The organism is Candidatus Eisenbacteria bacterium (assembly GCA_013140805.1).
Lineage (GTDB): Bacteria > Eisenbacteria > RBG-16-71-46 > RBG-16-71-46 > RBG-16-71-46 > JABFRW01.
This window is the reverse complement of the sequence record JABFRW010000082.1, coordinates 1-24,437: the sequence shown is the minus strand read 5'-3', so window position 1 is coordinate 24,437 and position 24,437 is coordinate 1. Positions and strand designations below refer to the sequence as shown.

19 protein-coding genes are annotated in these 24,437 nt (G+C 68.4%); all 19 read left to right on the top strand.

The features are described 5' to 3' along the window. A partial coding sequence (locus HOP12_07305; protein ID NOT33962.1) for a protein arginine kinase occupies positions 1-1,092 on the top strand: 1,092 nt, incomplete at its 5' end. 60 nt (positions 1,093-1,152) lie between these two features. After that, on the top strand, positions 1,153-3,612 hold the full coding sequence (locus HOP12_07300; protein ID NOT33961.1) for an ATP-dependent Clp protease ATP-binding subunit: 2,460 nt from the start codon (positions 1,153-1,155) through the stop codon (positions 3,610-3,612). A 130-nt stretch (positions 3,613-3,742) separates the two neighbouring features. Further along, positions 3,743-5,998 carry an outer membrane protein assembly factor BamA gene (gene bamA / locus HOP12_07295; protein NOT33960.1) on the top strand — a complete coding sequence of 752 codons (2,256 nt, stop codon included), beginning with the start codon at positions 3,743-3,745 and terminating at the stop codon, positions 5,996-5,998. A gap of 8 nt (positions 5,999-6,006) precedes the next feature. Further along, positions 6,007-6,570 (top strand): OmpH family outer membrane protein, encoded by a 564-nt coding sequence (locus tag HOP12_07290; protein ID NOT33959.1) that lies wholly within the window; start codon positions 6,007-6,009, stop codon positions 6,568-6,570. A 13-nt stretch (positions 6,571-6,583) separates the two neighbouring features. Continuing rightward, positions 6,584-7,633, top strand: coding sequence for a UDP-3-O-(3-hydroxymyristoyl)glucosamine N-acyltransferase (gene lpxD / locus HOP12_07285; GenBank protein ID NOT33958.1), 1,050 nt, complete (start codon positions 6,584-6,586; stop codon positions 7,631-7,633). Then, a complete protein-coding gene (locus HOP12_07280; protein ID NOT33957.1) occupies positions 7,630-8,952 on the top strand; it encodes a bifunctional UDP-3-O-[3-hydroxymyristoyl] N-acetylglucosamine deacetylase/3-hydroxyacyl-ACP dehydratase in 1,323 nt (440 codons plus the stop codon). Before lpxD ends, HOP12_07280 begins: the two co-directional genes overlap by 4 nt. After that, on the top strand, positions 8,949-9,731 hold the full coding sequence (gene lpxA / locus HOP12_07275) for an acyl-ACP--UDP-N-acetylglucosamine O-acyltransferase (protein ID NOT33956.1): 783 nt from the start codon (positions 8,949-8,951) through the stop codon (positions 9,729-9,731). The genes HOP12_07280 and lpxA overlap by 4 nt, the downstream gene beginning before the upstream one ends. Before the next feature lie 48 nt (positions 9,732-9,779). Continuing rightward, on the top strand, positions 9,780-10,823 hold the full coding sequence (locus HOP12_07270) for a Gfo/Idh/MocA family oxidoreductase (protein NOT33955.1): 1,044 nt from the start codon (positions 9,780-9,782) through the stop codon (positions 10,821-10,823). Further along, positions 10,808-11,944, top strand: a complete 1,137-nt coding sequence (gene lpxB, locus HOP12_07265) for a lipid-A-disaccharide synthase (GenBank protein ID NOT33954.1) — start codon at positions 10,808-10,810, stop codon at positions 11,942-11,944. Before HOP12_07270 ends, lpxB begins: the two co-directional genes overlap by 16 nt. A 20-nt stretch (positions 11,945-11,964) precedes the next feature. After that, positions 11,965-12,651 (top strand): lysophospholipid acyltransferase family protein, encoded by a 687-nt coding sequence (locus HOP12_07260; protein NOT33953.1) that lies wholly within the window; start codon positions 11,965-11,967, stop codon positions 12,649-12,651. After that, complete coding sequence (locus HOP12_07255; protein ID NOT33952.1) at positions 12,648-13,874, top strand: hypothetical protein; 1,227 nt, start codon at positions 12,648-12,650, stop codon at positions 13,872-13,874. The genes HOP12_07260 and HOP12_07255 overlap by 4 nt, the downstream gene beginning before the upstream one ends. An 8-nt stretch (positions 13,875-13,882) precedes the next feature. Further along, complete coding sequence (lpxK, locus tag HOP12_07250) at positions 13,883-14,824, top strand: tetraacyldisaccharide 4'-kinase (protein ID NOT33951.1); 942 nt, start codon at positions 13,883-13,885, stop codon at positions 14,822-14,824. Continuing rightward, positions 14,821-16,470: an L-aspartate oxidase gene (gene nadB / locus HOP12_07245; protein ID NOT33950.1), complete on the top strand. Its 1,650-nt coding sequence runs from the start codon at positions 14,821-14,823 to the stop codon at positions 16,468-16,470. Before lpxK ends, nadB begins: the two co-directional genes overlap by 4 nt. Before the next feature lie 49 nt (positions 16,471-16,519). Then, positions 16,520-16,957 (top strand): hypothetical protein, encoded by a 438-nt coding sequence (locus HOP12_07240; GenBank protein NOT33949.1) that lies wholly within the window; start codon positions 16,520-16,522, stop codon positions 16,955-16,957. Beyond that, positions 16,954-18,894, top strand: coding sequence for an ABC transporter ATP-binding protein (locus tag HOP12_07235; protein ID NOT33948.1), 1,941 nt, complete (start codon positions 16,954-16,956; stop codon positions 18,892-18,894). Before HOP12_07240 ends, HOP12_07235 begins: the two co-directional genes overlap by 4 nt. A gap of 3 nt (positions 18,895-18,897) precedes the next feature. Then, positions 18,898-19,968, top strand: a complete 1,071-nt coding sequence (locus HOP12_07230) for a glycosyltransferase family 9 protein (protein ID NOT33947.1) — start codon at positions 18,898-18,900, stop codon at positions 19,966-19,968. 172 nt (positions 19,969-20,140) lie between these two features. Then, positions 20,141-21,940, top strand: coding sequence for a hypothetical protein (locus tag HOP12_07225; GenBank protein ID NOT33946.1), 1,800 nt, complete (start codon positions 20,141-20,143; stop codon positions 21,938-21,940). Positions 21,941-22,114: 174 nt separating this feature from the next. Then, the gene (locus HOP12_07220) at positions 22,115-23,557 is read left to right on the top strand and encodes a proline--tRNA ligase (protein ID NOT33945.1); all 1,443 of its coding nucleotides are present in this window, start codon (positions 22,115-22,117) and stop codon (positions 23,555-23,557) included. 4 nt (positions 23,558-23,561) lie between these two features. Then, positions 23,562-24,437, top strand: an 876-nt coding sequence (locus HOP12_07215) for a glycosyltransferase family 9 protein (GenBank protein NOT33944.1), incomplete at its 3' end; no start/stop codon positions are given.

Here is a 24,437-nt window from a genome sequence, read left to right as displayed (position 1 = left end):
GCCATGAACGACGCAGCCGGATTCGATCATCGCGCCGCCGGTCCGAGCCCGTGGCTCGACGGCAGCGGGCCGTTCGGCGACCGCGTGGTGTCGACGCGGGTGCGGCTCGCGCGCAACCTCGCAAACGTTCCCTTCACTCACCGCGCGCGCGACGAGCAGCTGCAGGGCGTGCTCGGCAGTGTGGTGCGAGCGGCCGAGCAGGCGGGGGCGCTCGCCGGTGGCCGGCTGCTGCGGATGGACACGCTGTCCGAGATCGAGCGGCAGGTCCTGGTCGAGCGGCACCTGGTGAGCCACGAAATGGGACGTGACGCGCGACCGCGTGGCCTGCTGATCGGCCGCGAGGAGCGCCTGTCGATCATGATCAACGAAGAAGACCACGTGCGGCTCCAGTCGCTGGCCTCCGGATTCCAGCTCCACGACGCCTACGCCGCGGTCGAGCGCGCCGACGATGACCTCGACGATTCGCTCGAGTTCGCGTTCTCGGAGGAGATCGGTTACCTGACCGCCTGCCCGACGAACACCGGGACCGGCATGCGAGCCTCGGTGCTGATCCACCTGCCGGCACTGGTGCTGCTCAAGGAAATCCAAAAGGTCATCACCGGCATCACGCAGGTCGGATTGAACGTGCGCGGTCTCTATGGTGAGCACAGCGCGCCGATGGGAAACCTGTTCCAGATCTCGAACCAGACCACGCTCGGCCGCACCGAACAGGACTCGATCGAGAGTCTGGAGCGGGTGTCGCGCCAGGTTCTCGAGGCCGAGGAACGCGCGCGCGAGCGACTGGTGCGCGATGCGCGCGTCCAGATCGAGGACAAGGTGTGGCGCGCTTACGGGTTGTTGCGGCATTGTCGCAGCGCGTCGTCGGAGGAAGTCATCAATCTGTGCTCGGCGGTTCGCCTCGGAGTGTCACTCGGCATCGAGGGGTTGCCGCCGATCGCAGTGCTGAATGAAATGCTCGTTCATACTCAGCCCGCCCACCTGCAGCAGCGCGCCGGTGGAGAGCTCGGGGCGGACGAGCGCAACGTCGTCCGTGCCCGGTACGTTCGCGAGCGGCTCGCCGCCAGCGAACGTGCGACGGGTGGAGAAGGCTGACCTCAGGGAGGAGCTGCGACCGGGGAGTCGGAGACTCGATCTCTCGTCGCCGAGGAAACCATGCACGACAAGTTCACGGAACGCGTACGCAAGGTCATCTATCTCGCCCGTGAGGAAGCCGCGCGTCTCCAGCACGATTACATCGGCACCGAACACCTGCTGCTCGGCGTGATTCGCGAGGGCGAGGGCATCGCGGCGACGGTGCTTGCGAACCTCGGGCTCGACCTCGACCGCATCCGTCAGGAAGTCGAGAACATGGTGAGTGCCTCGGGCGGCACCATGACGATCGGCGAGATTCCGTTCACGCCGCGCGCCAAGCGCGTGCTCGAACTGGCGGTCGAGGAGGCGCGCTCGCTCGGACACAACTACGTGGGCACCGAGCATCTCCTGCTCGGCCTGATTCGCGAGGGCGAGGGCGTGGCGGCGAAGGTGCTGCTCGAACTCGGCGTGGATCGCAAGCGGGTCCGGGAGGAGACGCTCAAGCTGCTCGGCGGCACTCCGTCGTCGTCCGGAAGCGGCGAGCGCGAGGAGCGCCCCGAAACGCCGGCGCTCAATCAGTTCGGGCGCGACCTCACCCAGCTCGCGCGCGACGGCAAACTCGATCCGGTGATCGGACGCGAGAAGGAGATCGAGCGCGTCATCCAGGTGCTGTCGCGCCGCAAGAAGAACAATCCGGTCCTGATCGGCGAGCCGGGGGTCGGCAAGACCGCGATCGCCGAAGGCCTCGCCCAGCGCATCATCTCGGGCCAGGTGCCCGAGAGCCTGCGTTCCAAGCGCATCGTGACGCTCGACCTCGCCGCAGTGGTCGCGGGTACCAAGTATCGCGGGCAGTTCGAGGAACGGCTGAAGACCGTCATGAACGAGATCCGGGAGTCCAAGGACACCGTGATCTTCATCGACGAGCTGCACACCATCGTCGGAGCGGGCGGAGCCGAGGGCGCGATCGACGCCTCGAACATGCTGAAGCCGGCGCTGGCGCGCGGCGAGCTGCAGTGCATCGGCGCGACCACGCTCGACGAGTATCGCAAGTACATCGAGAAAGACGGCGCACTGGAGCGGCGCTTCCAGCCCGTCATGGTGGATCAGCCGAGTGTTGCGGACACCATTCAGATCCTGACCGGACTGCGCGACAAGTACGAGGCCCATCACGGCGTCAAGATCACCGACGACGCGCTGGTGCAGGCCGTCAAGCTCGCCGACCGGTACATGAACGACCGTTTCTTCCCGGACAAAGCGATCGACGTCATCGACGAAGCGTGCGCACGCGCGCGCCTCTCGGTCAGCACCGTGCCGGGCGAGATCCACGAACTCGAGAAGAAGCTCGAGGAGGTCATCAAGGAGAAGGAAGCGGCGATTCGCGGTCAGGAGTACGAAAAGGCCGCGCGACTGCGCGACAAGGAGAAGGACTACCGCGCCCGCCGCAACGAGCTCAAGAAGTCGTGGGCCGAGTCGAAGCGCGACAAGGAAGTGCAGGTCGACGAGGAGATGATCGCGGCGGTGGTCTCGGTGATGACCGGCATCCCGGTCGTGAAGCTCGCCGAGGAGGAGACCCAGAAACTGCTGCGCATGGAAGATGAACTGCGCAAGCGGGTGGTCGGGCAGGACGAAGCGGTCGGCGCGGTCTCGCGAGCGGTGCGCCGCAATCGAGTCGGGCTGCGCGATCCGCGACGCCCGATCGGTTCGTTCATTTTCCTCGGGCCGACCGGGGTCGGAAAGACCGAGCTGGCGCGTGCGCTGGCGGCGTTCGTGTTCGACGACGAAGACGCCCTGATCCGCGTCGACATGTCCGAATACATGGAGAAATTCTCGGTCTCGCGGCTGGTGGGAGCACCGCCCGGGTATGTGGGGTACGAGGAGGGCGGGCAGCTCACGGAGAAGGTGCGCCGCAAGCCGTATTCGGTGGTGCTGCTCGACGAGATTGAAAAAGCACACCCGGATGTGTTCAATGTCCTGCTCCAGGTGCTCGACGACGGCGTCCTCACGGACAGCTCCCGCCGCAGGGTCGACTTCAAGAACACCGTCATCATCATGACGTCGAACCTGGGTGGCCGTCAGATCGTCTCGGGCGGCAAGCACCTCGGGTTCAAGTCGGCGGAAACCGGTACCCAGCAGTTTGCGGCCATCAAGAGCACGGTTCAGGACGAACTCAAGCGCGCCTTCAATCCGGAATTCCTCAACCGGATCGACGACGTGATCGTGTTCCAGGCGCTCACGCGCGAGAACATGCGGGCAATCGTCGGAATCCTGCTCATCCAGTTGAAGGAGCGGCTGATTGCGCAGGAAATCCATCTCGACCTCTCCCTTGAAGCGACGGAGTTGCTCATCGACAAGGGGTTCGACCTTTCACTCGGAGCACGTCCCCTTCGCCGCGCCATCCAACGGCACCTCGAAGATCCACTCTCGGAGTTCATGCTCCGCGGACAGCTCCCGGCGGGCGCCATGGTCCGCGTCGAGCGCAAGGGGGACGAGCTGGACTTCCATCCGGCTCCTCACCCGGTTCCGGTGGTTCCCGCCGCTTAAGACCGGAGTCCTCGCGGCCGTTCTTTCCATCGGATTCGCGGCCCCGGCCTTCCCTCAGGGAGCGCCGGGCGCCGCGGACAGCGTCGCCACCGCGCCGTCGATCGCCGACCGTCGGGTCGGACAGGTCACGGTGCAGGGCAACTCGCATACCGATACCGAGCGCATCCTGCGCTCCTTCGAAGTCGCTCCCGGCAGCCGATTCTCGCAAGAGGCGGTTCGCCGTGGGGTGCGCAAGCTCTACGCCCTCGGATTGCTCGAAGACGTCGAGGTGCAGACGGCGGAGCACGGCGAAGTCGTCGATCTGATCGTGATCGTGAAGGAGCGACCGCACATCACGAAGGTCGAGATCGTCGGCAACCAGAAGCGCGAGACCTCGGAGATCGAGAAGAAGGTATTCCTGCGCGTCGGCGAGGCGTTCTCGGGTGTCGCGGCGAACCATCAGCTGGACACCCTGCGCCAGTGGTACCGCGACGAAGGATTTCCTCGCGCGACCGTTCAGGTCGAATCGGACACCGCTGGACAGGCCGGGGGTGTCCTGCTGCGGCTCCGCATCAGCGAGGGCGAGCGGCTCCGCATCACCCAGGTGCGATTCGAAGGGGTGCACGCCTTCGAATCGAAGAAGCTCCGCAAGTCCCTGGTGACCAAGCCGAAGGGTCTGCTGGGCGGCGGCCAGTTGAAGGACGAGTCGTTCGTGGAGGACCGCGAGAAGCTCGAGGGCTACTACCACAATCATGGCTATCGCGATGCACGCGTGACGGACGTCCGAACCGATCCGGGAACCGAAGCACGCGCGCTGACGCTGGTGGTCACGATCGAGGAGGGTCCGCGCTACGTGCTCGGCGACGTCCAGTGGTCGGGCGCGACGGTGCTCAAGACCACGGAGCTCGAGAACCTGTGGAAGCGGCGTCCGGCCGAGGTCTACGACCGCTCGCGCATCCAGCGCGCGCAGGCGGAGACCTACGGCGAGTATGCGGAGCGCGGCTACCTCTACCTCGGCGTCGAGCCGCTCGAGACCGTGCGCGGCGACACCGTCGACGTCTCGTTCGCGATCTCCGAGGGGCGGCCTTCGAACGTCCGCTTCGTCCAGATCGAAGGCAATCGCGGCACCCGCGAACATGTCATTCGCCGCGAGATCGACGTGCGCGAAGGCGATCGCTTCAAGCGCTCCGCGCTGGTGCGTTCGCAGGGCGACCTCATGCGGCTCGGATTCTTCGAAAACGTCGACATCGACTTCCAGCCCGCCGACAGCACCGACGTCGACCTCACGCTGCGCGTGAAGGAGAAGAGCGTCGGTACGGCCTCGGCAGGCGCCAGCTACACCGGTGAGACCGGCTTCACGTTCTTCGTCGAGCTGGGGCACAACAACGTACTCGGAAACGGACAGGCGCTTCAGCTGCACCTCGAGCGCGGCGCCGAGCGGGAGGACTACTACCTGAGCTTCACCGAGCCGTGGTTTCGCGGCTCGCCGACACTGCTCGGGATCAGCGTGTTCAACTCGCAACGTGCCCGTGACATCTACGACGAGAAGCGCGTCGGCGCGTCGGTGAGGCTCGGGCGTCCGCTGCCGTGGCCCGACTACTCGCGCGGAACGGTCTCCTACCGGCTCGAGGACGTGACGATTCGAGAAGGCGACGTGGCGCTCACGCCCGAACAACAGGCGTTGCTGAGCGGCGTCAAGTTCAATGAACCCACGCGCACCAGCTCGGTCGAGCTCGGCTTCATGCGCAACTCGACCGACAATCCGTTCTATCCCAAGAAAGGCACGCGGCTGACCGGCAGCAGCGAATTCGCGGGCGGTCCGTTCGGCGGTTCCGTGAACTTCAACAAGCAGCGCGCCGAAGGCCGGGCGTATCTGCCGTCGCTGCTCAAGGGCGTCACGACCATGCTCAAGGGACGGATCGGCTTCGTCGGCGAGTACCAGGATCAGCGTCGCGAGGTGCCTGCCTATGAGCGCTTCCGGCTCGGCGGGGGGACCACGCTGGATCCCCTGCGCGGCTACGACGACTATCAGATCGTTCCGCGCGAGAACGTCCGCGACGTGCAGGTCGCGATCGATACGGTCACGACCGGTGCCGACAGCGGCAGGGTGGTCTACAACACGTCTCGCACTCGCTATCCCGGCGGCCGCTGGATGACGGCGTGGACGATCGAGCAGCAGTTCGCGATTGCCCATCCGTTGCACGGTGTGTTGTTCTTGGACGCCGGAAATGCGTGGAACTTCGTCAAGCAGTACCGCCCGCTCGATCTGCAGTTCGGCGCCGGCGCCGGCGTGCGACTCGAGATTCCGATTCTCGGCAATGTCGGCTTCGACTACGCATACGGGTTCGACCGCGACGACGGACCGCGTTGGGTCGGACACTTCCTCCTCGGACCTGCGAGCTTCTGACGACCCCCATGGTGAGACGACTCGGCATCCGACTCGCGCTGCTCGCCGCACTGCTGCTCGTGTCCGTCGGCGTGCAACCGGCGCACGCGGCGAGCGGCGACCTGCGCGTCGGGTTCATCGACTCGGCGCGCATCTTCCGAGATTTCAAGCTCGCCCAGGAAGCGCAACAGCGCTTCGATCGTCAGATCCAGGCGTGGCAGGACGAAGCGGCCGAGAAGCAGAAGGCGGTCGAGAAGCTGCGGACCGAAGTGCGTGAGCAGTCGCCGATCCTCTCGACCGCGCGCCGTCAGGAGCGGGACGAAGCGCTGCAGAAGGCGGTGTCCGAGTACGAGGCGTTCGTTCAGGACATCTGGGGCCCGCAGGGACGCGCGGCGCAGGAGAACGAGCAGAGCACGCGCGAAATCGTGCGCCAGATTCGCGAGGTGGTTGAGAAGCTCGCGACCGATCAGGCGCTCACGCTGGTGCTCGACACCTCGAGCGGCATCATCCTGTTCGCAGATCGGTCGCTCGACCTGACGAACGCGGTGCTGGTGGAGCTGGCGACCCGCACGTCCACGTCCGCGCCGAACTAGGGAGGACACGCGCATGACGCACCGCACGCTGGCGGAGCTGGCCGCCGAACTGGGCGGCGAGGTGGTCGGCGACGGTTCGATCGAGATCCGGGACGTGGCGGGCATCAAGGAAGCAGAACCCGGCGACATCACGTTCCTCGCGAATTCTCGCTACGACGCCTACCTCGACGAGACCCGTGCCTCCGCGGTGATCTGCGTGGCCGGGACCCGTTCGGCGGGAAAGCCGCTGTTGCTGGTCGCGAATCCGTATCTCGCTTATCAGCGGCTGGTGCGGATCTTTCGCCCGCACGAGGATCAGCAGGCCAAGGGGGTGCACGTGAGCGCCGTGGTCGCCCCCGACGTGGTGCTGGGGGCCGACGTCTCGATCGGGCCGCACTGCATCGTCGACGCGGGTGCGGTGCTCGGAGCACGCGTCACGCTGATGGGCGGCTGCGTCGTCGGGCCACGCGTGACGATCGGTGACGAGACGCTCCTGTGGCCTCATGTCGTGGTGCGCGAGGATTGCCGCATCGGCGCGCGCTGCATCTTCCATCCCGGCGTCGTCATCGGCAGTGATGGATTCGGTTTCGCGCTCGACGGTGGGCGCTATCACAAGGTGCCGCAGGTCGGTAACGTGGTGATCGGCGACGATGTCGAGATCGGCGCCAATTCCACCGTCGATCGCGCCACGACCCATAGCACGATGATCGGCAACGGCACCAAGATCGACAATCTGGTCCAGATCGGGCACAACGTCGTGATCGGCGAGCACGGCATCGTCGTCGCGCAGGTCGGCATCTCCGGCAGCACGGTATTGGGTGACTACGTGACGGTCGCCGGCCAGGCGGGAATCGCCGGGCATCTCACGATCGGCAAGGGGGCGGTGGTGGCGGGCAAATCGGGGGTCACGCAATCGGTACCGGCGGGCGCGACGGTGAGCGGCTATCCGGCGATCTCTCACTCCGCCTGGAAGCGCATCGCGGCGCTGTTGCAGCGGCTGCCTCTGCTGTTCCAGCGCGCTCGCGCGCTCGAAGAACGCGTCGAGAAGCTCGAGAAACAGCAATCGCGCGAGGAGGTCTCGTGATCGGCGATCCGCAACGCACCATCGCGCGCGCGGTCTCGCTCGAAGGCGTCGGGCTCCACACCGGCGCCCATTGCACGCTCACGTTCAAGCCGGCCGAGACCGCGAGCGGGGTGCGTTTCGTGCGCACCGATCTGCCCGGACACCCGACCGTCCAGGTGCGCGCCGAGAACGCGCACTTCGATCCCGCGGCGGGTCGCCGCACGATTCTGCAGGAGCACGGGGTCCAGATTCACACCATGGAACACGTGCTCGCCGCGGCAGCGGGCATGGGGGTCGACAACCTGACGATCGAGCAGAGCGCCATGGAGAGTCCCGAGCCGGCCGACGGCAGCGCGCTGGTGTTCGCGCAGGCGCTGCAGGAAGCCGGACTCGTCGATCAGGACCGTCCGCGCCGCCACGTCAAGATCACGCGCCCGGTCGAGTGGTCGGAGGGTGACGTCACGGTGCGCGCGGTGCCGTACCGGGGATTCCGCATCACTTTCACGGTCGAATACGACCATCCGCTCATCGGGACGCAGTCGATGTGTTTCGATGTCGATCCCAAGTCCTTCCTGACCGACATCGCCCCGGCGCGAACCTTCGTGCTCGAGCGCGATCTCGAGTTGCTGCGACAGGCCGGCTGGATTCGTGGCGGCCGGCTCGAGAGTGCGATCGTGGTTGGAAGCGACAGGATCCTCAACCCGGAGCCGCTGCGCTTCCCGGACGAGTTCGTACGCCACAAGGTGCTGGACCTGCTCGGTGATCTGATGCTGCTCGGAGGGCCGGTGCAGGGGCACGTCATCGCGCATCGTTCCGGCCATCAGAGTCACGTCGCGTTCGTCAAGCGCGTGCGCGAGGTGCTGCCGCTGCCCGGCCGCCGCCCCGGAGCGGCGCCCGAGGAGTGGGACATCACCGCGATCATGGATCTGCTCCCGCACCGCTATCCATTCCTGCTCGTGGACCGCATCACGCGACTCGACGAGGGACACGGAGCCGAGGGGATCAAGAACGTCACCATCAACGAGCCGTTCTTCCAGGGTCATTTCCCGGGCCATCCGATCATGCCCGCGGTGCTGATCCTCGAGGCGATGGCACAGGTGGGCGGAATGTTGCTGTTGCACTCGGTCGAGAGTCCCGAGGGCAAGCTCATGTACTTCATGGGCATCGACAAGGCGAAGTTCCGCCGCCCGGTGACGCCGGGCGACCAGCTGCGCTTCGTGCTCACGCTGATCAAACAGAAGAAGGGCACCGCGAAGATTCGCGGCGAGGCCTTCGTGGACGGGCAGCTGGTTGCGGAGGCCGAATTGCTCGCGATGATCGTGGACCGGCGCGCCACGTGACGGTCGCCACTCAGGTTCACTCCGGGGCGTTCGTGGACCCCGCCGCGCAGCTCGGCATCGGCGTGACGGTCGGTCCCGGTGCGGTGATCGGACCCCACGTCACGATCGGCGACGGCACCACCATCGGATCGCACGCCCTGCTCGCCGGGTGGACCACGATCGGACGGGAGTGTCGCATCCATCACGGCGCGGTGCTCGGCAGCGCGCCGCAGGATCTCAAGTACAAGGGCGAGCGCTCCTACTTGGTGGTGGGAGATCAGACCGAATGCCGGGAGTACATGACCGCAAATCTCGCCACTGAACCCGAAGCGACGACCCGGATCGGCAGCCACTGCCTGCTGATGGCGTACTCGCACGTGGCGCACAATTGCCAGCTCGGCGACCATGTGATCGTCGCGAACGCCGTGCAGTTCGCGGGCTACGTGCTGATCGAGGACTGGGCGATCGTGGGTGGCGGATCGGTGGTGCATCAGTTCGTGCGCATCGGCACCCATTGCATGATCGGCGGTGGCTCACGCATCTCGCAGGACGTCGCGCCGTTCGTGAAGGTCGCCGGCAATCCGCCGCGCATGGCGGGACTGAATTCGATCGGACTCGAGCGCCGCGCAGTGAGCGCCGCGAGCATTCAGGCGCTCGAGAAGGCCTACCGGTTGCTTTTCCGGCGCGGGCTCACCGCGGCGCAGGCCGTCGCGCAGATGCGCGGTGAGCTCGGCGAAATCGCCGAGATCGAACGCCTCGCGCACTTCGTCGAAACCTCGGCGCGGGGCATCACTCGGTAGTCGGCGTCGCCGGCACGGATCGAGCGATCCACCGGTGAAGGAGGCGGCATGAAGGTGCGGGCCGGGGTGTGGGGAGTCGGAGCGTGGGGCGAGAAACACGCACGCGTCTACCACGACCTCTACGGGCGCGGCGTCGACGTGGAGCTGGTCGGAGTGTTCGACGAGCGTGCCGATCGCGCCGCCGCCGTCGCGCTCGCGCACGGCGTGCGCGCGTTCGAAACGCCGGACGCGCTGCTCGCCGGCTGCGACGCGATCTCGGTCGCGGTGCCGACGATCGCGCACCGCGCGGCGACCGAGCGTGCACTGTCGGCCGGCTGTCACGTGCTGGTCGAGAAGCCGATGGCGGTCACCGTCGTCGAGGCTGATTCGATGATCGCGACCGCCGAGCGCGCCGGTCGGTTGCTTCAGGTCGGGCAGGTCGAGCGCTTCAATCCCGCGCTGCTGGCGGCGCGTCCCCACGTGCGCGAAGCCAAGTTCATCGAGGGCCATCGACTGGCGCTGTTCCAGCCCCGCTCGCTCGACATCGACGTGGTGTCGGACCTCATGATCCATGACATCGACGCAGTGCTGCAGTTCGTGGGCTCGGCGCCCGAGCATGTCTCCGCGGTCGGGGTGGCGGTGCTGTCCCCGAACGAGGACATCGCGAACGCGCGCCTCGAGTGGGCGAATGGCTGCGTCGCGAATCTGACCGCGAGCCGTGTCTCTCAGGAGCGGCTGCGGCGCATCCGCTTCTTCACCTCCGAGACCTACGTGTCGGTCGACCTGTTCGAGAAGACCGGCGAGCTGGTGCGCGTCGATCTCGAAACGGTGCGACGCCTCATCGGGATGGCGCGCGCCGCCGGAATCGGCGGGAGTGGCGATGCGAGCGGCGTCCCGGCGGGTCCGATCGCATCGTTGCCGGGCATCACACGCTCGAGTCTCGATGTCGCCCCGGGCGAACCGCTGCGTCTCGAGCTGGAAGCGTTCGTGCGTTCGATCCGAGGTGGCGGCGAGGGGGCAGCTTCGGCATGGGCAGGGCGCGAGGCGTTGCGCGTGGCCGAAGCCGTGCGGGACTCGATGAAGCGCCGGGCCGTTCAGTGGTCGACGACTTAACGAAGCGATTTCTCATCGTCACCGGAGAGGCCTCAGGAGATCGCCATGCCGCGCGACTCGTGGAGGCGGTGAGTCGCATCGGAGCCGCGCGCTGGGAAGGAATCGCGGGCCCCGAGCTGCGGGCCTGCGGCGTGGCGGCGCTGGAGCGTGCCGAAGATCTCGCGGTGATCGGCTTCTCGGGCATCCTCGCGCGGCTGCCGCGATTGTTCGCGGCGCGCGACCGCGTGTTGCGAGCCTACGAAGCGTCGCGACCCGACGCCGTGGTGCTGGTGGACTATCCGGGCTTCAACCTGCGGCTCGGACCCGAACTCAAGGCGCGTGGCGCGAAGGTGTTCTACTACATCGCGCCGCAGGTGTGGGCCTGGCACCCGGAACGTGCGCGCGAGATGGCGCGGTGGGTGGATGCGCTCGCGGTCGTCTTCCCGTTCGAGGAGGCGATCTTCCGAAACGCCGGGGTGCGCGTGACCTACGTCGGCCACCCGCTGCTCGACGACCTGCACGCCGAAGTTTCGCCCGACGAATTGCGGCGCTCGCTCGGCATTCCCGACACCGCTCGGTTGCTCGGACTGTTGCCGGGCAGTCGGCGCCAGGAGCTGGCACGCCACCTGGCGCCGCTGCTCGAGACGGCGCGCGAGCTGCAGCGCTCGCGTGCGGACCTTCACGCGGTCGTGGCATGCGCACCCGGCATGCGGGACGATCCGGCGTTGCGAGGCGCGTCGGGTCCGCGGCTTCACGTGATCGAGGGACGGACCCACGCCATTCAGCAGGCGGCGACCGCGTGTGCGGTCGCCTCGGGCACCGCGACGCTCGAGACCGCGCTGTTCGCGACTCCGCTCGTGGTGCTCTACCGCACCGGCTGGCTCAATTACCTGCTGGCCCGGCGGCTGGTGACGATCGGGCGCATCGGACTTCCGAACATCGTCGCCGGGGAGGATGTCGTTCCCGAACTGGTGCAGGATGCCCTCACGCCGGAGCGGCTGATGGCACTGCTGGTGCCGTGGCTGGATGATCCGACTCAGCGTGCGGCGTGCGTGCAGCGGCTCGCGCGCGTGCGAGAACGTCTCGGTCACGGGGGTGCGGCGCAGGGCGCAGCACGCGTGCTATGGGAGCTGGCGTCGTGACGGAACCGGAGCGGACACGCGTGTCGCACGCGGCCCAGACCGAGGCGGAGTCGGTGCGCCACCCGTGGTGGCTCGGTCCGGCGGCGTGGCTCGGAGCTGGACTGGTGCGCGTACTCGGTGCCACGTGGCGGATCGAACGCTTCGGTGTCGTCGAACGCGAGCGCGAGCTGGCGGGCGAGTCCCGCTGCCTGTTCGCGTTCTGGCATGCGCGGCTGTTGCCGCTGGTCTACACGCATCGCGCGCGCGGCATTGCAGTGCTGGTGAGTCAGCATCGGGATGGCGAGGTGATCGCTCAGATCATCGAGCACCTTGGTTTCGAGACGGCGCGCGGCTCGAGCACGCGTGGCGGAACCCGCGGCCTGAGGGAACTGCTCCGCTGGGCGCGGCGCGGTCACCTCCTCGCGATCACCCCGGACGGTCCACGCGGTCCCGCCGAGCAGGTGAAGGAAGGGCTGGTGCATACCGCGTCCCGAACCGGACTGCCCGTGATCGTGATCGCGACCGCCGCCTCGAGCAGCTGGGTGTTCCGATCGTGGGACCGATTCCGGGTTCCGCGTCCGTTCGCGCGGGTGGTGATCGAATACAGTGAGGCGCTGGCGGTGCCGCGTGAGCTCGATGCGTCGGCGACCGAAGTGCAGCGCGTGCGCCTCGAGCGTGAGATGCAGACCGTGCAGCGCCGCGCCTCGGAACGGGCCGGCGAACGGTGAGCGCGGGCTGGCTCGCGTACCGCGGTCTCACCGCGTGTGCCGGACTCATCGAGCCGCTCGCGGGCCTCGCGCTCACGGGGGTCGAGCGGGCGCACTGGCCGGAGCGGCGCGGACGCAGTGCCGCCCCCGCGCCGATCGACGCATGGGTGCACGCGGCGTCGATGGGTGAGAGCCTCGCAGCCGCGGCACTCATCGAGGGGCTGAGTCGCGAGGCTCCGCGGGCGTCGATCGCCGTCACGACCACCACCGTGAGTGCACGCGCGCGCCTGCGATCGCGTGGATTGGAGGCGCGCCTGGCGCCGCTCGACACTCCGAACGCCACCCGCCGCAGTTTCGAAACCATGCGCCCGCGGCGGCTGTTCGTGATCGAGACCGAGTTGTGGTTTCGGTGGCTCGAGCGGGCCCGCCTGCTCGGTGTTCCCGTCGCGTTCGTGAGTGCACGGCTTTCGGAGCGTTCACTGGTGCGCTATCGCTGGCTCGGCAGCGAAGCCGCGCGGCTGGTGCACGACACCAGCTGGGTACTCGCCCAGACCCGTGAAGACGCCGAGCGCTGGCGAGTGCTGGGCGCCGATCCTGAACGCATCGCGGTGATCGGCAACTTGAAGAACGACGGACTGCCGCGTCCCGCCGCCGACCGTGAGGCCGCCAGGAGAGCACTCGGGCTTCAGGCGGACCGTCCCGTGCTCGTGCTCGGCAGCGTGCGGCCGGGTGAAGCGGGCCTGCTGGCGCAGGCGTGGAGGAAGCTCGCAACCGAGCGCACCCGCGAGTGGCAGGTGGTGGCGGTGCCCCGACACCCGAATGCCGAAGCCGGACTGCGCACCGAGGCGGGTCTCGAAGGATTGGACCCCGCGGCATGGCGCTGGGACGCGCGCCTGGGGGTGCTCTCGCAGTACTACGCGGTGGCCGACGTGGCGTTCGTGGGTGGTTCGCTGGTGCCGTTCGGGGGGCACAACCCGCTCGAAGCCGCCGCCGCCGGGGCCGCGGTGGTGTTCGGGCCTCATCACGAAACCCAGCTCGAAGCGGTGTCTGCGCTGCGGGCAGGTGAGGCGCTCGCGGAGGTGAGCGACGTCGATTCGATCGTCGCAACGATCGGGCGGCTGCTCGCGGACCCTGAATGGCGACAGGCGCTCGCCCTGCGCGCCTCGAGCGTGGCGGCGGCGGAGCGAGGTGCCGTTTCGCGAGCACTCCTGAATCTCGCACGGTGGAAGCTGTGGCCGGTTTGAGTCGCCGGTTGAGGGCGGTCGCCTCGGCGGTCTACGAGGCCGGCTGGGAGGCGCGGCGCGCGGCGTATGCGCGCGGGTGGCTCCGCCCCGAACGGGTGGCGGCGCGAGTGGTGAGCATCGGCAATCTGTCGGTCGGCGGCACCGGAAAGACCACACTGACTCTGCATCTGGCGGCTCGCGCTCGCTCACTCGGAATCGAGCACGCGATCGTGGCACGCGACTATCGCCCCGGCCCGGCCGGACTCGGGGACGAGACCCTGCTGTATCGCGCGGCGTGTGGCGAATCGCGCGTGTTCTCGGGACGCTCGAAGCGGCTGCTCGCGCATCGCGCGGCGGCGAGCGGGAATCGGCTGGTGCTGGTCGACGACGGCTTCTCGCACTGGCGGTTGAAACGAGATCTGGATGTGGTGCTGCTCGACGCGCGTGAATCGCTGGGGCGCGAGCACCTCCTGCCCGCGGGCCGATTGCGCGAGCCGTGGCGAGCCCTTCAGCGTGCGGGTGTGGTGGTCCTGACGCGCGCCCCTCGCGACCTCGATGTCGCACGGGTGGTCGAGGCGGCGCGTGCGTGGGCGCCCGCTGCGCACTTCGCCGTTGCGCGTCACGCGGCGCTCGGCATTCGACTCGGCGGCCAATCGCTGCCGAGCGGAAGACGGGTGCGTGTCCTGACCGCAACCGGCAACCCGAACGCGGTGGCCGAGACCGCACGGGAGCTGGGGTTCGAGGTCACCGCACTCTCCACGCGACCTGATCACCACTGGTTCACACCACGCGACGCTGCCGCGGAGCAGGACGCCGCCGAACGCGAAGGCGCGGTACTCTGCCTGACCGCCAAAGATGCGGTGCGGTGGCCGCTCGATCGCGAGGCGATCGGGGTGGTCGAGGTGACGTGGCAGTGGGTGAGTGGCGGCGAGCAGGCGGAGCGGCGCGTGTTCGAAGCGGAGTCGTCATGAAGGCACGCAGCACCGACATCCTGATTCTCGGCAGCGGCATCGCGGGGTTGACGCTCGCGCTGCGAGCGGCCGCGCACGCCGACGTCTTGATCATGACGAAGAAGGGTGATCGCGACTCGAACACCCAGTATGCGCAGGGCGGGATCGCCGCGGTGTTCGAGCGCGGCGACTCGTTCGCCGCACACGCCCGCGACACGCTGACATGCGGCGCCGGGCTGTGCCATTCGGACGTGGTGAGGGCAGTGGTGGAAGAGGCGCCCGATCGCGTGCGCGAGCTCGATGCGCTGGGCGTCGGATTCAACCGCACCGGGCGGGGATTCGCGCTCGGCCGCGAAGGCGGCCACTCGCGCCGCCGGATCGTTCACGCGACCGACGCGACGGGGCGGGCGATCGAACTGACCTTGCTCGATCGCGTGCGTCAGCATCCGCGTATCCAGCTGGTCGAGGGTGCGCTGGCGGTCGATCTGATTCTCGAGTCGCGCCTGCGAGGACGACATCCGGGCGGGCGAGACCAGTGCTGGGGCGCGTACGTCATGGATCGCGAGACGCTGCGCATCCATCCCGTCACCGCGCGGGCGACAGTGCTGGCGACCGGTGGATGCGGAAAGGTCTACCTCTACACCACGAACCCCGACATCGCGACCGGCGACGGCCTCGCAATGGCGTATCGCGCCGGCGTCCCGCTCGCGAATCTCGAGTTCGTGCAGTTCCATCCGACCTGTCTCTACCACCCGCTCGCCAAATCGTTCCTGCTCACGGAGGCCCTGCGAGGCGAAGGGGCGGTGCTGCGCACACTCGACGGCAAGCGCTTCATGTCGCGCTATCACCGCGATGCCGAGCTGGCGCCACGCGACACGGTGGCGCTGGCGATCGATCGCGAGATGAAGCGCCGCGGCGACTCGCACGTGCTGCTCGACATCACGCACCGCCCGGCTCGCCAGATCCGCGCGCGGTTTCCGAACATCGTCGCGGCACTCGGACGATTCGGGCTCGATCTGGCCCGCGAGCCGATCCCGGTGGTGCCTGCGGCGCACTACATGTGCGGGGGCGTCGAGGCGCGGCTCGACGGCCGCACCGCCCTGGCCGGTCTGTTCGCGATCGGCGAGGTCGCCTGCACGGGATTGCACGGCGCGAACCGGCTCGCGAGCAATTCGCTGCTCGAGGCGCTGGTCGGCGCCCATCGTGGGGCCGCTGAAGTGGTGCGGCGGGTGCGGCGGGTACCGAAGCTGCCGCGTGCCGCGGCGTGGAGCGAGCTCGGCACGCGGCCGGCGCTCGAGAGCGTGGTGTTCGATCACGGCTGGGACGCGGTGCGGCGCGTGATGTGGGATCTGGTCGGGATCGTTCGCACCGATCAGCGACTCGAGTTCGCGTCACGCACACTCGCGCTGTTGCGCGAGGAAATCGAGCGCGCCTATCGCACGCTGCGGCTGACACCGGATCTGGTCGAACTCCGCAACATCGCTCTGGTCGGCGAGCTGATCGTGCGGTGCGCACGCGGCCGCGCGGAGAGTCGCGGACTCCATCAGAACCTCGACCACCCGCGACCGGTCGCACGATTGCGCCGCGACTCTCGCGTGCGTGCGAAGGCGATCGTCGCGCCGCGGGCGTCGCAGCGGTCGCGCAGTCGCCGCAAGCGGGCGACTTGAGCCGCCCGGTCGTGCGGTCTAAGGTCGCGCCTTCGACACGCGAGGACGCATGAGTCCGTTCGACGACACCTTCTGGGACGCGGTGGAACGCATCCGCGATCACGACGACCGTTTTCGGCGCGAGGCCTATGGATTCGTACTCGCGGCGCTCAGCGCCACCGTGGTGGGTTTGCCGGAGTCGCGCCGCAACGACCCCGAACGCCGCCATTTGAGCGGACAGGAACTGGTGCAGGGCGTCGTCTCGCTGGCACGATCCGAGTTCGGCCCGCTCGCCTCGACGGTGTTCGAGGAGTGGGGCGTGCGAACGTCATCGGACATCGGCGCGATCGTCTTTCAATTGGTGGAGGAGGGGCAGTTGTTCACGCGTCCCGAGGATCGCCGTGAAGACTTCGATGCCGGCCCGGACCTGCTCGGTGCGTTGCGCGAGTCGGTGCGGCCCGCGGCGCGCGAAGCGCCGCGTGACCCGGGGCCCGGAGATCCGGCGTGAAGCTCTACCTTCGGCTGCTCGGCTATCTCGCGCCCTATCGTGCACGGCTCCTGATCGCGATGTTCTGGATGCTGATCTATGCGGTGAGTTCCACCGTGACGATCAGCATGGTGTCGCCGCTGCTGCAGGTGATGTTCGAGCGCGGTCGAACCGCCACCCGCGCGCCGATCGGGCCGCCGCCGGGTTCCGTTGAGGCCGCGAGGGTGACCGGTCCTGAGCGGGCGGGGATCGCGAGTGCGGCCGAAGGACGCGCACGCGAGTCGACGCTCGCCATCGCCGCCGAGTCGTTCGAGTTGTCGCGGATCGCACGGTGGCCGCAGATCGCGCGCGCGCGCGTCGAGCGCAGCCTGCTCGGGCTGCCGCCGCTCGCCGCGGTGAGCCGCATCTGCCTGCTGCTGCTCGTGGTGATCCTGATCAAGAACCTCGCCGACTATCTGCAGAGCTTTCTCATGGTCGCGGTCGAACAGGCTGCGCTGCGGGACCTGCGTGGCGACCTCCAGCGCCATCTGCAACGACTCTCGCTGTCCTTCTACCACGCACGGCGCACCGGCAACCTGGTGGCACGCCTCACCCACGACTTCGAGTACCTCCGCATGGCACTCGCCGCCTCGACCAGCACGCTGGTCAAGGATGCGCTCACGCTGCTCGGCGGACTCGCGATCGCGTTCTACGTCTCGGGCCATCTGGCGTTGCTGTCGCTCGTGATCCTGCCGCCGGCGGCATGGCTGATCGGCACGCTCGGACGCCAGATGCGCCGCCGCTCTACGCAGTCGCAGGAGCGGATGGGGGACCTCGCCGCGATGCTGCAGGAGGCGTTTGCAGGCGCGCGCGTCATCAAGGCGTTCGGTGGCGAAGCGCACGAGGCGCGCCGGTTCGCGCGCGCGAACGCCGACTTCAATCACGCCTACGTGCGCATGCGGAGAGTCGCGGCGGCCGCTCGGCCGTTGTCCGAGGTCGTGCTGGTCGCGGTCGCCGTCGGCATGCTGTGGCTCGGCGCACGCGAGATCTTCGTGCGCGGAACGCTCGCTCCGCATCAGTTCATGCTGTTCGTGATCGCGTTGGTGAGCACGGTATCGCCGATTCGCAGCCTCGCCGACGTGAACACGAACATTCAGCAGGGACTCTCGGCCGCGAAGCGCGTGTTCGATGTCCTCGACACCGCGCCCGACGTCACCGATCGGCCGGGGGCTCGCGCGCTGGGGCCGTTGCGGGACCGCATTCGCTTCGAGCACGTACGGTTCGCCTACGACGGCGAGAACGAAGTACTGCGCGACCTGTCGCTGGAGGTGAGACGCGGGGAGGTCGTGGCACTGGTCGGCTCGAGTGGCGCGGGCAAGAGCACGGCGATGGATCTGATCCCGCGCTTCCACGATCCGAGTGCGGGCCGGGTGACGATCGACGGCGTGGACCTGCGTGACCTGACGATGGCATCGCTGCGCGCGCAGCTGGCGGTGGTGACGCAGGAGACCTTCCTGTTCCACGATACGCTGCGCAACAACATCGCCTACGGAACGCCCGAGGCGACCGACGCGGCGATCGAGGCCGCAGCTGAGGCGGCCCATGCGCACGAGTTCATTCGTCGACTTCCGAACGGCTACGCGACCCTGGTGGGCGAGCGCGGGCTGACGCTGTCGGGCGGGGAGCGCCAGCGGATCGCGATCGCGCGTGCGATCCTGCGCAACGCGCCGCTCCTGCTGCTGGACGAGGCGACTTCGTCGCTCGACGCCGAGAGCGAGCGGCTGGTGCAGGAGGCACTCGAACGGCTGATGCAGGACCGCACGGTGCTGGTCATCGCGCACCGGCTCTCGACCGTTCAGCACGCCGATCGCATCGTGGTTCTGGAGGCCGGTCGCGTGGTCGCGAGCGGCACCCATCGCGAGTTGCTCGGCCAGGACGGGCCCTACCGTCGCCTCTACGACCTCCAGTTCGTGGCCTGACCGGTGGCGCAGCGGGCGGGCGCGATTGCCATCCCCGACGGCGGATTCCGGCGCATCGAGATCCTGCGACTCTCGTCGCTCGGCGACGTGGTGCTCGCCCTGCCCGTGGTTCACGCGCTCGCCGCAGCGTTTCCGAGTGCTCACCTGCGCTTCTGGGTGAAGGAAGAATTCGCAGACGCGGTGCGGTTCGATCCCGCCATCGCGCACGTGCGAAGCCTCGACCCGGATGCGCGGCGTATCGAGGACCTGATCTCGATGAGCGCCGAGATGGAAGCGTCCGACTTGATCGTGGATCTGCACCGCAGCGTACGGACGCGAGTGCTGACCTGGCGTCAGAAGGCTCCCATCCTGTCCGCTCCGTCCTACCGACTGAGACGCGGACGCTGGGTGCGGGCGCGCTGGTCGGGGCCCGCACCGGTCCCGTCGGCCCTCGAACGCTACGCGCAAGCGCTCGCGTCGCTCGGTGTGACTCCGACCGCATCGCCTCGGCTGGCGTGCGGGGATGCGGCGGAGCAATGGGCGGCCGACTGGATGACGCAATGGTCGCCCGCGACGGCACCGATCGTGTGTTGTCCCGCGGCTCACCACTTCACCAAGCGCTGGCCGCAGGAACACTGGATCGCGCTCGATCGTTCGCTCGCGGCACTCGGCCGGCCGCGCCTCTATCTGTCGCTGGCTCGCGAACGGCGCTCGCTCCCCGAGCTCTCGCAGCACGTCGAGTCGGCCGCCGATGCGCGCTGGTGCAGCGAGCCGCTCGCCCGCATGGCAGCGCTGGTCTCGCACGCGGCGGGAGCGGTGACCAACGACACCGGGCTCATGCACGTGGCGGCGGCGCGGGGTGCTCGGGTGGTGGCGCTGTTCGGCAGCACTTCGCCGGTGCTCGGTTTCGCGCCGGCGGGGGCCGGTCACATCGTGTTGTGCCGCAACGAACCATGCCAGCCCTGCACGCTGCACGGCCGCACGGAGTGTCCGCTGTCGCACTTCCGGTGCATGCGGGAGCTTCAGCCCGCCCAGGTCCTGACCGCGGTCGAAAAAGTGCTTTCTCCGCGCGTTCCGGAGTCGGATACTCCGTGACGCGTGGCGGGCCGGCTCTCGGCCGCCCGTCGCCTCGAGCCCGTCGTCCTCCCCGGAGACATGCGAACGCCGCTGGCTACCCGGGTTCACGGAATGCGCTTCGATTCCAACGCTCACCGAACCGGGGGACTCCAACGTGATTGCATTCGCGTGGTCTCGCGCGTCGCGCCTCGTGACGCTTCGGATTGCACCGTTCCTGCTGGTGCTCGCCGCCTCTGCTGCGCACGCTCGATCTCTGCCGCCCGGGCCGGTGCTGGGGCAGCCCGCCGCCTACGTGATCGTGACGCCGTCCTCATTCGCGTCCGAGTTCCAGCGGCTTGCTCACTGGAAAACTCGCTACGGTGTCCCCGCGGTCGTGAAGCCGCTCGAGGAAATCGTCGCCGAGTATCCTTCCGGCCGTGACGATGCGGAGCGGGTCCGGATGTTCCTCAACGACGCGTCCACGCAGTGGGGGACTCAATGGGTGCTGCTCGGCGGTGATGCGCCGTGGGTTCCGGCGCGCCAGGTGCACAGCGCGTTCCTCGGCGGACTCGACTTCGCGAGCGACCTCTACTTCGCAACCCGCGGCGGTGACTGGGACGACAATCTCAACGGGATCTTCGGCGAGGCCTACGCTTCACCGTCTGCGCCCGGTGACAGCGTCGACCTGACGCCGCGGCTGTGGCTCGGCCGCGCCCCGGTTCGCTCGGCGGCGGAGGCGCGCGCCTTCGTCGGCAAAACGCTGCTCGCCAGCTTCGAGCCGGTGGTCGCGAGACCATTCCGGGCGGTGCTCGCGGCCGAGGTGCTGTATCCATTCCCGTGGACCCCGGGGACTCCACCGGTCATCGATGGCGCGCCCTACGCCGAGTCGGTGATCCCGACGCTCACGGCGCATCCCGACATCGAGATCACCCGGCTCTATCAGAACGTTCCCGATCCGAACTGGCCGGATGCGCTACCGCTCTCGCATGACGCGGTGCTCGACGCGCTCGAAGACGGCGCGGACTTCGTCGCGGCCATCACGCATGGCACTCAGGAGTTCATCACGGTCGGACCCGACTTGATCACCGGCGACGACCTGGCGGCCACCACGAATGGTCGGGTGCTCACGCGTGGCTGGCTATGGGGCTCGCACACCGGCGACTTCACGGCCGACTGTGTGGCCGAGCGCTGGGTCCGCACCCCGACCGGCGGAGCGGTGGCGTGCATCGCACCCTCGAACTACACATTCGCATCGCCAACGCCTCAGTACCTCGGAGCCTTCATGAACGCTGCGTTCGGGCCTGCAGCACCGGCGATCGGAGTGGCACACGCCGAGGCGCTGCTCGGGTTCATTCCGTTCGCGATCTTCGATGGAGCGCATCGCCTGCACGTCATGGACCTGACGCTGTTCGGGGATCCGGGGACGCAGCTCTACGCTCCGCCGGCCGCGGCGTTCGCGGTGGAAGCTCCGGCCGCGGAACGGGGCAGTACGTCGTATGCGCTCGCGGTCACGCGTGGCGCGCTGCCGGTTCCGGGCGCGAGCGTGTGCGCGATCGTCGACGACCGAGAGTGGGTGCGGGGCTCGACCGACGTGGAGGGTCGGGTGCGACTTCCGTTCGCGTCCCCGCTCGAGCGCGCGGTGTTGTTGACGGTCGTGACTCCCGATGGGGGACGCTGGTCGGCGGACCGGCTCGCCGAAGGAACGGTCGGCGTGCCGTCCGGCGATCTCGCCGGCCCGCGCCTCGTCGCGCCGTCTCCGAACCCGGCCCGCGAGTCGATTCGATTCGCGGGACACGCGGGGACCGGAGGTGGCGCCGCTCGCCTCGAGGTCATCGACCTGGGAGGCCGACGCGTGCGAGCGCTGCCGATCACCCCGGGAGCGTTCGAGTTGCGATGGGACCTGCGCGACGCGGCGGGGCGACGGGTACCGGAGGGTGTCTACTTCGCACGTCTGATCGACGGTGCGAAAACGACCGCGCTCGCGACCCGGCGGCTGATCGTCTTGCGCTGAGCCGATGAGGCGTCGCCGCGTCCGTTCCGTGCGGCGTGCGGTGGTGCGGCGGTCCGCGCGGTTGAGGGGGCTCGCCGCGCCGTCCTATACTCCCGGCCCTTTCACTCCGCTGGCGCGCCCGGGCTGGCCGTTCGCGCGTCGCGAAGTTCTGCGATCGCCCATCAGGAGAACCGCGTGACCGGCACCCCGGACAAGAAGACCTACGTCGAGGAGCTCACCGACCAGGGCGACGATTTCTCGCGCTGGTACAACGAGGTGGTGCGCAAGGCGCAGCTCGCCGACTACACGCCGGTGCGCGGTTCGATGGTGATCCGTCCCTACGGCTACGCGTTGTGGGAGAACATGCAGCAGCGGCTCGATCGCCGCATCAAGGCGACCGGCCATCAGAACGCGTACTTCCCGCTGCTGATTCCGGAGTCGCTGCTGCAGCTCGAGGCCGATCACGTGGACGGTTTCGCGCCGCAAGTCGCGTGGGTCACGCACGGCGGCAACGACAAGCTCGAGGAGCGCTACTGCATCCGGCCGACCAGCGAAGCGATCATCTGCCACATGTATTCGCGCTGGATCGAGTCGTACCGCGACCTGCCGGTGCTCATCAATCAGTGGGCCAACGTGATGCGGTGGGAGAAGGTCACGCGCCTGTTCCTGCGCACCGCCGAGTTCCTGTGGCAGGAAGGGCACACGGCGCACGCCACCGAGACCGAGGCGATGGAAGAGGTGCTGCGGATGCTCGAGGTGTATCGCGACTTCGTCGAGAACGACCTCGCGATGCCGGTGTGGCCGGGCCGTAAGAGCGACGCCGAGAAGTTCGCGGGTGCCTCGGCGACCTTCTCGATCGAGGCCCTGATGCGAGACGGCAAGGCGCTGCAGGCCGGCACCTCGCACTTTCTCGGACAGCACTTCGCAAAGGTGTTCGACATCACGTTCCAGGACGAACACGGCAAGCGCCAGCACGTTTATCAAACGTCGTGGGGCGTTTCGACGCGACTGATCGGTGGGCTCGTGATGACGCACGGCGATGATCAGGGGCTTCGGATGCCGCCGCGTGTGGCGCCGATCCAGGCGGTCGTGATCCCGATCTGGCGCAAGGACGAGGACCGCGTGTCGGTGATGGAGTTCATCGACCGCGTGAAGGAAGCGCTGGGAGAGAGCGTTCGGCTGCACGTCGACGCGCGCGATCAATACACGCCGGGCTGGAAGTACAACGAGTACGAACTGCGCGGGGTTCCGGTGCGGCTCGAGGTCGGCCCGAAAGACGTCGCGAACCGCGCCGTCATGTCGGTGCGGCGCGATTCACGCGCCAAGGAAAGCATTCCGCTCGCCGAACTGGCGCAACGCTTGCCGGTGCTGCTCGACCAGATTCAGAACGGCATGTTCGAGGCCGCGCTCAAGTTTCGGGACGAGAACACCGCGTTCTGCCCGACGCTCGAGGCGCTCGAGGCGCACTTCGCTTCGAAACGCGGATACGCCGCGGTGCCGTGGGACGGCGACGCGCGCTTCGAAGCCGAAGTGAAGGCGCGAACCATGGCCACGATGCGCTGCATGCCGCTCGATCAGTCGCGCTTCGCGAGCGAAGCGGGTGGGCGGCCGTGGGCGCTGTTCGCCCGCTCCTACTGATCCGATGAGCCGCGGCGGCGCGGCGCCGAGGCGCGTGCTGATCCGGCTGCCGAACTGGCTGGGAGATGCGCTCATGGCGCGACCGGCGCTCGCGGCACTCGCCGCAGCACTGCCGGCCGCCCACCGCCATGTGGTCGGTCCGGGTGCGCTCCTCGAGCTGCTGCGCGGCGAGGGTGTCTGGCAGTCCGATGCGGCGCTCGGGGACCCCGAGTCGGGACCGGCACGTGTGCGGGAGATGGGTCCGTGGGACGCCGCGATCGTGTTTCCGCCGTCGTTTTCGAGCGCGTGGTGGGCACTGCGCTGCGGCGCACGTCGTCGCGTGGGGTTTCGCGGCGATGCGCGAGCCTGGCTCCTGACCGAGGCGCTCCGCCGGCGTGCGCGCGGTGACCTGCACTTGAGTCGCGAATATCTCCAACTGGTCGCGAGCCTCGGCGCACCCGCCGTCGCGCTGCCGCCTCTGACCGTCGTTCCTCAGTGGGCGGCAGCGGCGCACGCGAGGGTGGGCGATGCCCGTGTGGCGATCGTGGCCCCCGGAGCGATCTACGGACCCGCCAAGTGCTGGCCGCCCGAGTCTTTCGCCGAGGTGGGCCGCGCACTGACGGCTCGTGCGCTCACCGTGCTGGTGTGCGGAACGGCCGCGGAAGCCGATCGCTGCGCACAGGTCGCAGCCGCGATCCCCGGCGCGATCGATCTGGCCGGGCGTACCGGGCTCGGCGAGCTGACGGCCCTGTGCGCGCGCGCGTACGCCGTGGTCTGCAACGACTCGGGTCTCGGACATCTCGCCGCAGCGACCGGAGCGCTCACGATCTCGGTGTTCGGCTCGACCAGCAGCGCGTGGACGGCGCCGCTGGGCCCGCGCGCCCATGTGGTGCAGCGAGCG